The 13,552-nt window shown below is 41.1% G+C and carries 10 protein-coding genes; all 10 read right to left on the bottom strand.

Going from position 1 to position 13,552, the window contains the following annotated elements; translation table 11 throughout:
• Window positions 1-3: 3 nt before the first annotated feature.
• Window positions 4-6,435 (bottom strand): DUF6701 domain-containing protein, encoded by a 6,432-nt coding sequence (locus tag GNP35_RS10320; protein WP_155696003.1) that lies wholly within the window; start codon window positions 6,433-6,435, stop codon window positions 4-6.
• The gene (locus GNP35_RS10325; protein ID WP_155696004.1) at window positions 6,428-6,916 is read right to left on the bottom strand and encodes a hypothetical protein; all 489 of its coding nucleotides are present in this window, start codon (window positions 6,914-6,916) and stop codon (window positions 6,428-6,430) included. Before GNP35_RS10325 ends, GNP35_RS10320 begins: the two co-directional genes overlap by 8 nt.
• On the bottom strand, window positions 6,906-7,730 hold the full coding sequence (locus GNP35_RS10330; RefSeq protein ID WP_155696005.1) for a prepilin-type N-terminal cleavage/methylation domain-containing protein: 825 nt from the start codon (window positions 7,728-7,730) through the stop codon (window positions 6,906-6,908). The genes GNP35_RS10325 and GNP35_RS10330 overlap by 11 nt, the downstream gene beginning before the upstream one ends.
• Complete coding sequence (locus tag GNP35_RS10335) at window positions 7,730-8,290, bottom strand: type IV pilus modification PilV family protein (protein WP_155696006.1); 561 nt, start codon at window positions 8,288-8,290, stop codon at window positions 7,730-7,732. Before GNP35_RS10335 ends, GNP35_RS10330 begins: the two co-directional genes overlap by 1 nt.
• Entirely contained in the window at window positions 8,277-8,828 is a 552-nt protein-coding gene (locus GNP35_RS10340; protein WP_155696007.1) for a prepilin-type N-terminal cleavage/methylation domain-containing protein, read from the bottom strand. The genes GNP35_RS10335 and GNP35_RS10340 overlap by 14 nt, the downstream gene beginning before the upstream one ends.
• Window positions 8,829-8,894: 66 nt before the next feature.
• The gene (locus GNP35_RS16310; protein WP_155696008.1) at window positions 8,895-9,413 is read right to left on the bottom strand and encodes a prepilin-type N-terminal cleavage/methylation domain-containing protein; all 519 of its coding nucleotides are present in this window, start codon (window positions 9,411-9,413) and stop codon (window positions 8,895-8,897) included.
• Between the two features lie 12 nt (window positions 9,414-9,425).
• Window positions 9,426-9,989, bottom strand: coding sequence for a type II secretion system protein (locus GNP35_RS10350; RefSeq protein WP_155696009.1), 564 nt, complete (start codon window positions 9,987-9,989; stop codon window positions 9,426-9,428).
• A 95-nt stretch (window positions 9,990-10,084) separates the two neighbouring features.
• Window positions 10,085-10,591 (bottom strand): hypothetical protein, encoded by a 507-nt coding sequence (locus GNP35_RS10355; RefSeq protein WP_155696010.1) that lies wholly within the window; start codon window positions 10,589-10,591, stop codon window positions 10,085-10,087.
• Window positions 10,592-10,594: 3 nt separating this feature from the next.
• On the bottom strand, window positions 10,595-11,812 hold the full coding sequence (locus tag GNP35_RS10360; RefSeq protein WP_155696011.1) for a type II secretion system F family protein: 1,218 nt from the start codon (window positions 11,810-11,812) through the stop codon (window positions 10,595-10,597).
• Window positions 11,813-11,826: 14 nt separating this feature from the next.
• Entirely contained in the window at window positions 11,827-13,551 is a 1,725-nt protein-coding gene (locus tag GNP35_RS10365; RefSeq protein WP_155696012.1) for a GspE/PulE family protein, read from the bottom strand.
• Window position 13,552: the final 1 nt, after the last annotated feature.

A 13,552-nucleotide genomic window follows, 5' to 3' on the forward strand; every position in this document is an offset into this window, starting at 1 on the left:
CCATTACCGCTCTCTTTTATATATTATTCTTTCATTACCGCTGAATCGGCCAAAGGTAACTTGGGTTGTTGGTAGGTTTAAATCAAGTGCATCGTCTATACCGTCGCCATCAACGTCAGTGAAGGTGACCGTTGCATCAGCATCCCAATCCCAGCGTAAAAATCCATTTTCGGTTTCTAAATCAACATCTATATTGAAGCTGCCAATATTTAAACTACCTGGACTTTTAAACGGCAACACAATAAACCCATTATTGGCCGTAACAGTGGATTTGCTATCAAAACCGTCCAGCTCCGTGGTTGCATTAGTTGTATCTAACGTATACTTAGGTCCATTGTTTGCTACATCAAATTCATTTAGGCCATCAATTGTAATTGCATCTTGGGTAAATACAGTGCAATTGTCATCGTTGTTTCGCTGCCAATTTTGACTATTAGTAAAAACTTGCAACTCCGCTCGCCACGGTAAGTCTTGTAGTTCAGAGCCGTACGCATTATCAACCTTCATACGAGCATACTGCTGCTCTGTGCCTTGGATATTATCAATTTGAACCGTCTGATATGAAGTGTCTGTATTTACCGACTTTATACCTACGCCAAAATTATCCAAAAAGGCATTGGCCGTTATTGTTAAATTAATGTCTGAATCAAATGGAACATCAGGTGAGCTAGTTTTTGAATACTTTAGTTGCTGATTTAACAACTCGTAACTGCGTAAACCATCTACTTTATCTGTATCAATTTCTGAAACCGACAAATTAGTATTATTCATTGTGATTGAGTTATTGGTATTTACGTTGTTATCAAGATAGGTATTACTAACCATTTCAGTACTAATAGTCGTTAAATTTTGCTGCCAATAATTTAAAACATCTGCAAACTCTGTGGTTTCATTAATCGCATTTTTAGCCGTTAGGGTAATTATAGGCGCAATGTCCCAACCAAACTCTTGGCCTATATAATTAGAAGCATTACAAGAACCTGCAAGGGAAGGTGTATTTACTGATGCTTGGTAATAACTTATGGCAAAAAAGCCTTCAAGTTGGGTGTCTGTGCTTATGCTTTGCCCCAAATAATCAGTGTCTGTAAACGACATCTGAAGTCTGGCAGACTCATCGTAATTCACATTTAATATGGCAGTATTGGCACTGCCTGATATATCAACCGCCACAGTACCTGAATTAGGAGCAACATTTGTACTGTTTGCAATCAGTAAGGTTTCTAGGTCATTTGGTGTTATTGATGGAGCAACCGATAAAATTTCTGCATCAGAAGGCATTGTACGGTTAGCTTCTACAGAATATTTGCCTGACGGTACGTAATTTTGCAGAACGGTTCCATCGGCACACTGCCCCGATATAATTACTTGTTCTTCAATAGCTGCAACATTGTTTGAATCGCCGTCGGCCCATTGTGCCGATAGTTTTGCAGGAATGAAGCCCAGTGTTGCTGACGTGCTAGATAAGTTTCCATCAGCGTCATTAACTTGGATTGAAATTTGGCCTGCCTCGGCATAGTTTACGTTGATTTGCGCTTGAGCATTATTATCAAAAGGCACACTAACCGGAGTGCCCACTTGTGTTGCACTATGATCTTGCCCCTGGATATTTGCTGCGGCGTTATTTAGCACTGAACCAGCATCTGGAGCCACATAATTGTAACTAAAGGTGAGAGGAAAATTGCCATTAGAATAAGCAGGTACACAAGCTCCGCCAACGCCAGTATCTGGCGACTTCACCGCTTGAATTGTAAATGAATTAGCGCTACATGATTGTGCATTGTTATTATTGCCTGAGGTTACAATAAAGCCACTTGAAGCGACGTTGTAATCACAAGAGTTATCGCCGGTAGCTGTATTGGAACACTGAATGTCAGTTGCTATCGACGACTCGCCCGTTAAGGTAAAGTTGCCCACATTGGTTTCAGTAAATTGAGCGTCATTTAGAACTCCTGTTGAGCCGCTAATGGTGTAAGTTCCTAAATTTGACTGAACGCCAGAAACATCCTTTTTGAGGGTAAACTCAATGTCACTGCCGCTATACAGCACGCTGCAGTCAGAATTTGCACACGCTCTCAAGTTTACCGAGTGTGCCGCACAGGACACACCATTTCCAGTATGGACTATTTCAATATGATCCAATCCTGCAACGCAAGGTCTAGCCTTTCTCATGAGCTTGTTTACTTGACTTTGGGAGTAGGCAAACGGGATCACATTTACTTCGTCAATAGCACCATCAAATACTTTTAAAATACTAGTGCCGGTATACAAGTTGCCGATATAAAAATTGGAATCCGTATTTGGTATTAACGTACTCGACTCTGGATACTTACCTTCTAATACGCCATCAACATAAACACTTACTCTTTCATTGCTCGGTAACGTACCATCAAAAACAACGGCTAAATGATACCATTGCTCAGTATTAAACACTTTTTGCGTAGCAAAACGATCGTTTTGAGTATCAATGTCTATGTATAGCTTTCCGCCTTGGCCATTTAAAAAGAAAATACCGTAAGAAATATTGCTCGAAAAGTTTGGCCTTTTCGACATGATACCGCGAGCATTAGTGCCGTTGGTTTGTGAAAATGAATCAGCCTTAAACCAAGCAGAAAGCGTTAACTGGGATGTATTATCTAAACTGTCTCTATCTTCAACTTCTAAGTAATCGTCCTCTCCATCAAAGGTACCGTAATGGCACGTGCCTGGTGAACCCACAATTGCGGCATCTTCAAAAGCAGTATTGGCTCCTGTGCCGTTCGCAAAACCATGGGCCTTACCATTAAAGTCAGAGCCCGAACTATCTTTAACTTCACCTGTAGAACCATCCCAACTGAACTCATCTAAACGCCATTCGCCCGAAGCGCAGTTGCCCTCTATTAGCGACAGTTCAGCCGCCGCTGTATAACTTCTATCACCAAAGCTTGTCATGGTATGTAAGCGTAGGTATTTGGCATTTATTGAGTCAAAGTTGAACGTTTGAAGACTAGTAATATTCTCGCCTTCAAATATATAACTTGGTGTAACTGGCGTACCTAACACCCTAAGTTCCGTTAAACCTGTATAAGTTCTATCGCCATGGTTATTGATAGTGATGAGTTTTAAACCCACAGCACCCGTTACTCTGTCTTCTGCGTCTAAAACAATTTGGTGTGGGCCTTTACTTTCTGGCAAGTAAAAAGAATGCGCGGAAGTTACCGAAGGACCAAGCAACTCAAACTCACGAGCCCCAATATAGTTACGATCTCCGTAATTATTAATTGTTATAAACTTTGCGTCGGTTACATTGAGGGGCACGTCTTCAGGGTCAATATAAAAAGACTCAATATCAACGCCCATTTGCGCTGTAAACGTTTTGCTCTCAGTTACTGAGCTACCACGAACCTCAAACTGACGGGCACCGATGTAGTTTCTATCACCATGATTGTTTATGGTGACCAACCGGACACCCGTAACATCGCTGACAATATCGTCGGCATCTAAAGTAAATAACTGGCCATCTCTATTCTCAAGTGCATTAAATATGGTGGTTTCTGTGATCGCGTCGCCCAATATTTTAAATTCTCGAGCGCCAATATAGTTTGTATCACCATGGTTACTTATTGTTCTGAGCCTTACACCAATAACATCGGTAGGAACATCATTGGCATCTATCGTAAATACTTGCTCTTCAGCAATTTGTTCCGCTGTAAATATGGTTGTTTCGGCAACTGATTTACCAAGTAGTTTAAAATCTCTTGCGCCAGTATAATTTGGGTCGCCATAATTTGTGACGGTTTCAAGTCTGTACTCTATTACCCCAGTAGGTAGGTTATTGCTGTCTAACTCAAAAAACTCTCCAGCACTGCTCATTTGAGCTTCAAAAGAGTAAATAGGTCCAACCGTATCACCAATAAAGCTAATTTCTCTTACGCCGGTATATTGAGGGTCACCATGGTTAGTCAGTGATACAAATCGCACCGCCGTTACATTTGAAATTGGAGCAATTGACCAAGTTTGTACGTCGTTACTCATTGCAGATGTTAAAACAATCGTACCGTCAGGTAACATTGCGTCTTGCCAAACATTGCTGGACTGTTGATATTGAATTTTGAACGTAGCAACGGAACGATCATCCACTCCATAATTGGTTAGCTCAACCGTATCTATGTTTATAACATCGCCATTGATACCATCTTTATTCGTATCAAAACTGAACTCAATTTCATTGTCCTGTTTTCGACTTAACCAACGTGTTGCGTAATTGCCATCATGAATATTCTGAGCGCCCCAGCTAGTATTGTTATATTCAGAGTCCACTCGCGTGACTTCACCACCATGAGCTGGCAAAGAAAAGTTATAGTTTGGTAAACCAGCTGCACTGCCCGGCACTTGAATATACTGCCAGCTAGCACTTGCCGCTGTTTTATAGGCCATTTGGAATTGTTTTATTGAGCGATCATCATTGCCATAGTTTCTAAGATAAATCCGTTCCGCAGTAAAGGCATCACTGGTCTCCTGTGGTACTCCGTTACCATTACCATCAAAGATAAAATCTAATTTGGCATTGGCCTTACGACTCAACCACAAGGTTTTAAAATCACCGTCAATCAGGTTTTTAGCGGCCCAATTGGTATTGTTATACTCAGACTCTACGTAGCTTAGCTCGGCACCGTTATTGTCCAACGCAAAGTTAAAGTTAGCGTCGCCAACGGCAGCTCCTGGTACTTTTATGGTTTGCCAAACACCCGCTGAATTCGCTGTTAATACCTCTAATTGGAATTCAAATATTGAGCGGTCATCGTTGCCGTAATTTAAAATTGAAAATCTATCAAACGTAAAATAGTCATCTTGTGTGCCAGCCACACCGTCCTGATCAACATCAAACTCAAATGTAAGGTAGTTATTGGTATTGCGACTCAACCAAAGTGTTGTTGAGTTACCGTCGTGAATATTGGCCGCTGCCCATGTGCTGTTATTGTACTCGTTACCAACGGCAGTTAAATTGGCTCCGTTATTAACCATAGCAAAGTTAAAGTTCGCATCGCCAATGGCTGCTCCCGGCACGTTAACTAATTGCCAATTACTATTAGACGCGGTAGTTACTTCAATTTGAAATTCTTTGATCGATCTATCGTCGTTTCCATAATTCACCAAATAAAACTGTTCAAAAGTGAACAAGTCTTCAGCAGAGCCTAAAGTACCGTCTTCGTTGGGATCAAACTGAAAGCCAAGTTTCGCGGTTTGGTTTCTAGCCAACCAATAGGTATTCTCATCACCGTCATGAATATTATCCGCACCATAGGTAGTAGTATTTAACTCACTACTGATTTCTGACAATACGCCACCTTGATGAGACATGGCGAAGTTATAATTTGCTTCACCTACAACGGCACCTGGTACAGTTATTTTATGCCACTCGGGATTGGCAACGGTTTTTACCGCGACTTGAAACTGACGAAGCGAGCGGTCATCGGTACCGCCATAATTTCGAACTCTAATTTGGTTTAGGTTAAACAAGTCATTGAAGTCACCATCTGCACCCGAAACGCCGCTGCGGTCTGGGTCAAAGGTAAATTCAAAAGTATTGTGGCCTTTACGACTTAGCCAAAGTGTATTTTGGTCGCCATCGTTAATATGATCGCCCGACCAGTAAGCATTGTTATAAGCACTGTCGACTAATCCCAGCACACCACCATCAATATCTCTTGAGTAAATGTACTCGGGATCGCCACTCATTGACGTTGGCACCTCTAAACGCTGCCAGGTTGTTCCGTCTTTGGTGTATTCAATTTGAAATTCACGAACCGATCTATCATCCGCTCCATAATTGTAAACTTCCAACTCATCAATGGTAATGCCATCGCCTGTTGAGCCATTCCAATCTGTATCAAAATTGTATTCAATGATATTTCGGCCATTTCTCGAAAACCATCGCGAATTAGTATCGCCATCGTTTACGTTGGACCCTGCATAAGTCGTAGAATTATATTCAGAATCAACACTAACGACTCGCGCGCCCTGTGCCCAGCTTAGATAATTGATTAATCCGGTAGGGTTTTCATCAGCTACTATAGGTATCCAGCCTGCCGTACCAAAGTCTGCGGCCAACGCATCATCTGACGTTGTTAATAAGGCAAACTCTTTGATGTTTCGACCACTGTTCGTATAGTTTTTTAAACTTAAACCTTCAAAACAGCGCGGATCGCCAGTGGAATCTAATAAAATATTAATATCATTGGTTTGATAACGACTAAGCCATCGACTTCGTTCATCATTATCAATTAAGTTTGCGGCTGCCCAAGTAGAGTTGTTGTATTCAAATTGGACGCCAGTGACCACAGCGTCTTCTAACCCTTCACCAGCGCTAACAGATTTAACAGTGAAAACTAAAGACAGCGCTATTAAGGAAAAAGCGAAAGAACCGATTTTTGAGGGCTTTAATACGTTACTACTCATGCTTTTTTGCCTCTACTTCAATGGTTCTGCTCACGCACACTTCATTGGCCAAACAGGTTGCGTCTAAAATAAGTTTATTAGAGTTACTGCCCTGCAACCCTGCTTTACAAACACCGGTACTGACTACTTGAAAGTAGCTCGAATTTAAAATTGTTTCTTCAGAACACTGCATCACTACGTTGCAATGCAACAGACCATCGACATTAAAGTACAACTGTTGTGAAGCTTGGCAATTGGATACGTTACTGTTTATTGGGAAAAGCTGCTGCAGAACAAAATCATTTCCGCTATCGGCTGCCAACAAGGCTCTAGTGCCTAAAATTTCATTGATACTTTGATCGTTACTTGAAGAAATTGTTTGCGTAATTCCTAAGCTCAAAATAGCAAAAACCACGACTAGAAAAACAGCAACAATTAAGCTGCTACCGGCTTGATTGGCTAAACTCGTTGGCTGTAAGGTAGAGCTTTTTTTAAGGTACATTTGGAATATGAACCTCTTGATTAAAAAACATATTTTCGTCTAAGTTGGCAGCGAATTCAAAATACAAATTAACCACTGAATTTCGATATAACGCACCAGGCCTAAAATTAAATGGCGGTTCAGAAGCCAACTCATTAGTCAGACCTTCGGCCATTATGTCCCCAAAAGCGGCAACGATATTAGAAGTATAAAAGAAGCCTGAAATTGAAGGTTGCTCATAGCGATAAATCGTATTGTTTGTTAAGCAGTAATAAACTGACGTCCGTGCAGTATAAAAACGTTTATTTGGCGAAGAGTAAGGGAACGTATTGTCCCGTGTAAATGTAACTCGATAATTAGGAGTGTTTGGGTTTTCCGCTACAGAAGAAATTGACGCCCACTGAGTATCAGTAAGGTAAATGTCTCTAGAGCTTTGCGGGTATATATAAAACCGGTCACTAGCGTCATAGGTGCCAGACCAACTTACAATATCTATTTCTTTGCCTACTTTTGGTGACATAGGGGGCTGGACTGCATCCACGTCATCTCGGTATGCGCCAGAGGCTTTGATTGGAATAAAATTGATGCAACTTTTATCGGCGGAAACTCGAACACTATTTGGCACGCTGGCTCGTAACTCTCTTGTTAATCTTTCAACAACAAAACGACTTTTACTAAGAACGTGTTGGCGATCCGTTGCTTGAATATAAATCTCAGTACCAAAAATAATAAACTTAGAGGTGGCGATGGCTAATATGCCTAAAATAACCACAACCAATACCAGCTCTACAAGCGTAAAGCCTTTTTGATTAAAGCTAGGACTAGTTTTGCTCATTAGTAATTAGTCCTGTAACTAGAGTAACTTATTGTAGAGCCTTTAGGTGGCGTTACACTGACCAAAATCTTTTTAGCTCGTTTGTTAGCTAATCCTAAATCAGCACCGGCATAGGTCACAAACACTTCCACTGAAAAGTCTCTATATATGTCTTGTAAGCTGCCATTCTCAATGTTGGTAATTTTATCACCTGTTACGTTTAAGCAATGAAAGTCATCAATATCGTCATATAAGTCACGACTAGTCTCTTCAACCCAAGCATAAGGGCCTGTTCCAAGGCAAGCTGGCAAGTCGGCTATACAGGCGTTTCCACCACTCTCATCGCATCGAGCAAGCTCGCCTGACGTTGGTGAGTTTTCATCAAAACGGCGAGCATTAATTTCGTTCATTATTGATTGCGCTAACTCGGCAGAACGCACTTGAAACCATGGGTTTGTGCTTTTTTCAGCTTGAGGAATGAGCACACCCGTTAAAATTAATAGAGCACCTGACAGGGCAACAATACCGACAATCAATTCGATTAATGTAAATCCTTTAGCATGTAGTTTATTGACAGGCATTAACGTACCCCTGTCCGTTTATGCATACTGCGTAACCTGTATCCAAGGTGATTTTACAGCCAGGTTTGGCACAATTACCAACGTTCAGTGTGGTTCGACCCCAGCTATCAAAGTCCATCGTACTTATTGCTGAACCTTGGCGATTAGTTGCTGTGTAGGGTGATAAGCCTTCAATAATTAAAAAGTCTGAAGTTTGATTGTTACTAACATTAATTAAACCATTGCCACAACCGCCAATATTAGCACCTGACGTATTTTGAGCGTTTAAGCCTATTTTATCGGACTGGAAAATAATGCGATGGCAAGTGTTGGTGTCGTTTTGAGTATTTTGCATTGCACGCATTTGAACGGTGCGCAATAGAGAAATAAGTTGGTCACGCTGGGATGTTAATGTGTAATCAGAGGTACCTTGAAGCTTAGGTAAAGCCGTCACGCCTAAAACAGCAATTAAGAGAATAACAACAATCAACTCTATAAGTGTAAAACCGCGAGTATGACTAATGTTAGTTTTTTGTAGACCCTTCAACTCTCCCTTCAATATCGTTACCTCTTGTATAAAGCCGAGGCGGACTAATCCACCTCGACAAACAACACATGATACTTATTAACAGCCTGTTGTTGTTAATGTAACTGCTGCTGGTGTTACAACTGCTGGAGTTCCAGAGCTTGTCGCTTCTGTGTACTCTACATAACATGCTGTGTCTGAGCTGAACGCAGTATCACCATCATAAGAGCCTGCAGGGTAAATTCGAGCTTTAGAACCACCGCTGTTAACCGCCACTTCCCAGTCAATACCTTCAGCAACATCAGTTGAAGATGCCGTTGCTTGAGTGATGTCTAGAATAGCTGCCATTGTTTCTGCCGCAGGGTAACCATAAACCACATCAATTGCCGGGTTAGTTGTCGCACTTGATGACGCATTTGCCTTGCCTTGCACCAATGCTTTTGAATAGACAATGTTAGAGGCACTTTTTAGTGACGCTGACAATCCCTGAACTGTTGATGCTTTGGCATCACCTTGTAAATCTAGAAACTTAGGCGAAGCGGTTACCGCTAAAATACCTAAGATAACAATTACAATAATCAATTCGATTAACGTAAAGCCTTGTTGATTCTTTTTCATAGTAAATACCTACTAGTTTTTGAAAACTGTGATTTGACCGTTATCGGCATTGTATTCAAAACCTTGACGATCAGCAGTTGTCGCGCCATTGTTCACATAGTTTGCTGGTACTGTGTCGCCTGACTCTAAACCTTGAGCAAGAACATACTGACACTCATCGTTACCAGAAAAACGAACAACATAACGTTCGCCGTCATATGAGTTTGCACCGTCTGCAATTACCGTTGTTGGCGCAGACTGGAATAGGCTTTGGAAAACAAATTCACAGCTTGTTGCTGTCATTGCTGATGCTGTCGCTTCATTGCTGTTACCCGCTGGGTAACCAGAATCAGTTACGTCAATTGCAAACCCATCATAGTTAATGTTGGTATTGCCGCTAGGACGACCTGCTAATTCCCATTCTGCTCTTACTAGACCAACTGCACTTGCAAAACCACCAGCAACACCTTCTACTGAAGCATCACGAGCGTCGTCTGTTACATCTAATAAACGAGGTACAGCTGCTGCACCTAAAAAGCCAAGAATAATCACGACGATTACTAGCTCGATTAACGTAAAACCTTGTTGTCTTTTCATTTTTTAAAACCTCAGTAAAAATTTAAATTTAGTCTATATAAAAATTGGTGTTGTTAAAACATTTATCCTACTTTATCGGTAAATAAAATAGAAAATTAATGATTTTGTTTCATTCGCCCCACATCTACATCATATTCAAGCACTTTTTGTTTAATGCCATCATCTTTCCAGTAGTAAAGGCACTTCGCTCGCTCTTGAACTATCTCTACCAACAAAGCCTCTTGTTGGTCGGCATTATTTTCTGCGAAATACTGCCATAGTTGTTCGCAATCTAATCCTTTTGAGCCTCTGTTTACACTTAACGGCCAACCCTTTTGATTCATGTGCACGTTAATTTCTATTGAGCGCGTTACTTCTTCATAATAATCAAGCTTTAGCTGCTTTGGTTTACCCATTGCCGCCCATTGCTGATGCATATGTGTTGCTGATTTTACAAACCGATCTGACAACAGTGACACTTTATATTCACCAACGTCGTCAAACACATCGGATAAATAACGGCTAGCGGCAAAAAACAAAACCGCTATCACCGTTAAGCCAATCAGCACTCGGAAAAACCAGTGTTCGGTTAGTGACTCTTCTTTTTTCCGAATAGGCTCCACTATTTACCCTTTGAACGCCGACATCATGTCCCACATTGGGGTAAATATACCCAACGCTAACACACCAACCATAATTGCGACAAACCCTATAAGAATTGGCTCAATTTTGGCCGTCAAACTTTTCAAATCAAAATCTACTTCACGCTCATAATAGTCCGCAGCTTCTTTGAGCAACTCATCTACTCGGCCCGTCTCTTCACCAACCGCAACCATTTGTAACACTAGCGGAGAAAACAGATTGCTCGTCACTGATACCCTTAGTAATGAGTCGCCTTTTTCAATATTCCTGCGCATTTCTTTAATTTGTTGTTCCATAAACTTGTTATCTACAGCTTCTGCAACTAAAGACAAACCCGAAGTCATAGGAACACCAGACTCAAGAATCATAGAAAAGCTTCGGGTGTAACGACCTAACAAACTACGCTCGATAATTGAGCCAACAAAAGGTATAGATAATTTAACTTTGTCCCACTTTAACTTGCCTGCTACTGATTTTCTCCAGCTGTTGAATATCAATACGCCACCAATAATAAAGATAAATAACCACTGCCAATAGTTCACAAAGAAGTTTGATGTGCCAATTAGTATTTTAGTGGCCAAAGGTAAGTCTGCACCTAGCCTTGAGAACATATTTGCGAAGGTAGGAATAACCAACAAATTCAAAACAAACATCGCAATAACAATGACAACTAATACCGTTGTTGGGTATCGCATGGCTGACTTTATTCGTTTTCTTGTTTCTTCATCGCGCTCAAAGTACTCAGCAAGTTGTAAAAACGCGTCTTCTAAACGACCGGTATTTTCACCAACATGAACAATACTAATGGAAAGTCTTGGAAAAATTTTAGGGTGCGATGCCATGGCTGCAGACAGTGAACGACCTCGTTCTAACTGCTGTGCAACATCATGTAACGCATTGCCCAATACTTTACTGGTAGAACTGTCAGCTAAGCCAAGAATTGCCCTAATCATAGGTATCCCAGCTTTTGTCAGAGAGTACATTTGTCTTGAAAACACCACCAAGTGCTGCGTGGTAACGCGATCAAATAAATCTTCAAATAAGGGGGTATTTTGACCTTTATTTTCTGTAAGGGTTATCTTAGTTGGATATTCTTGACGAGCCACCAACAAATCGGCAGCCGCACCTTCGTTGTTGGCTTCAACTTGGCCTCGAATATTTTTGCCTTTGGCATCTTTAGCTTCGTACAAGAAAAATGGCATTGTCTAATCCAACCTTAATATGTTGCTGTGTCAGCAACCACTTCCGAAATTCTTAATACTTCTTTCACACTCGTTACACCTTGCTCAGCATAATCCAGTGCAGCCTGCCCTAACGTTTGATAACCAGGCAGAGCCTTAGCAGCAGCAGAAAAGGCTTCTGTATCTCCGTTTCGTAATGCTGATATCAAGTTTTCGTTCGTCATTTCTAGTAACTCATAGATACCCACTCGACCTTTGTAACCGGTGTTGTTACACGTTTGACAACCGGTACCATGACTAAATGTTGCACCACTCATGTCTTTACGAGCTATATTTGATATCCACGTTAACTCTTGCTGATCAGGTTTGTATTCCGTTTTACAGACGTCACATACCCTACGAACTAATCTCTGAGCCAGTACCGCGCGCAATGAGCTGGCCACTAAATAAGGTGCCGCTCCCATGTCAATTAAACGAAGCGCCGTTGATATAGCATCGTTGGTATGCAAGGTTGATAGAACCATATGACCGGTTAAGGCGGCTCTTAGGCCTATTTCTGCTGTTTCTTGGTCTCGAATCTCACCCACCATAATAACGTCTGGATCTTGACGAAGTGCAGTTCTTAATACCGAAGAAAACGAAAGATTTATTTTTGTATTTATTTGTACTTGGTTTATTCGCGGTAACTGATATTCAACTGGATCTTCTACCGTAATAATTTTACTTTCTGCGTTGTTTAATTCACTTAGGCAACCATACAAAGTTGTTGTTTTACCTGAACCTGTTGGGCCTGTTACCAAAAACATTCCATTTGGACTTTTCACTAACTTGCGAACTTTCATTAAAATATGCGGAGGCATGCCGGTTGCTTCTAAGCTCAACAAGCCTGCAGACTGGTCTAACAGACGCATTACAACTGACTCACCATGCTGAATTGGCATAGTAGACACACGAACATCTATCTCGTGCCCTTTAACTTTAATGTGAAAACGACCATCTTGAGGCAAACGCTTTTCAGATATATCCAATCCTGCAACAAGTTTTAAACGAAGTACTAAGGCCGGTGCAATGTTAACTTCGTTTAATATGCTCTCTTGAAGCACACCATCAACACGAGTACGAATTCGTAAACTCTTTTTATCTGGCTCAATGTGAATATCCGACGCTCTTACTTGTACTGCATCTTCAAACAGTGACTGCAGTAACTTAGCAACAACTGTGTCGCCTTCGTCATCGCCATCAATAGTAGCGAAGTCAAAATCGGCACTTTCTTCATATTCAGCTTGAAGCTGATGGGCAAATTGTTCAATTTCTTTTGTTCTGCGGTATAAAGAGTCAAACGCAATAAGCAATTGGCTCTCTCTTACCGCAACAATTTCAATTGATTTATTTCCAAATTGGTTTGATAGCTGCTCAATAGCTGAAAGATCAGCTGGGTCTGACATACCAATGGTTACACTATCTTCGGTGCTATCTAGCACAAGCGCTCTCAATCTTCTTGCGTGTACCTCGGATAGCTCTGACGCTAACTTAGGATCGATTTGCATATTCGCAATATTGATAAAGCGTAAGTTAAGCTGCTGCGCTAAAAATCGTAATAGCTGTTCTTCTGATATAAAACCTGAATCAATCAGTACCGAACCTAGTTTACGACCAGTCTCTTTTTGCGCTGATAATGCCGACATAAGCTGATCAATAGTGATGATATCTTCATCTACTAAAAGGTCACCTAATCGTTTCTTTAATTTTGGAGCCGCCATG

It is taken from the genome of Psychrosphaera haliotis (genome assembly GCF_009728465.1).
Taxonomy (GTDB): domain Bacteria; phylum Pseudomonadota; class Gammaproteobacteria; order Enterobacterales; family Alteromonadaceae; genus Psychrosphaera; species Psychrosphaera haliotis.

What these genes read in the sequence shown, in the direction of transcription:
- GNP35_RS10325 (WP_155696004.1), bottom strand. Translation starts at nt 6,916, where the DNA reads ATGTACCTTAAAAAAAGCTCTACCTTACAGCCAACGAGTTTAGCCAAT.
- GNP35_RS16310 (WP_155696008.1), bottom strand. Translation starts at nt 9,413, where the DNA reads ATGAAAAAGAATCAACAAGGCTTTACGTTAATCGAATTGATTATTGTA.
- GNP35_RS10365 (WP_155696012.1), bottom strand. Translation starts at nt 13,551, where the DNA reads ATGGCGGCTCCAAAATTAAAGAAACGATTAGGTGACCTTTTAGTAGAT.
- GNP35_RS10320 (WP_155696003.1), bottom strand. Translation starts at nt 6,435, where the DNA reads ATGAGTAGTAACGTATTAAAGCCCTCAAAAATCGGTTCTTTCGCTTTT.
- GNP35_RS10335 (WP_155696006.1), bottom strand. Translation starts at nt 8,290, where the DNA reads ATGCCTGTCAATAAACTACATGCTAAAGGATTTACATTAATCGAATTG.
- GNP35_RS10350 (WP_155696009.1), bottom strand. Translation starts at nt 9,989, where the DNA reads ATGAAAAGACAACAAGGTTTTACGTTAATCGAGCTAGTAATCGTCGTG.
- GNP35_RS10360 (WP_155696011.1), bottom strand. Translation starts at nt 11,812, where the DNA reads ATGCCATTTTTCTTGTACGAAGCTAAAGATGCCAAAGGCAAAAATATT.
- GNP35_RS10330 (WP_155696005.1), bottom strand. Translation starts at nt 7,730, where the DNA reads ATGAGCAAAACTAGTCCTAGCTTTAATCAAAAAGGCTTTACGCTTGTA.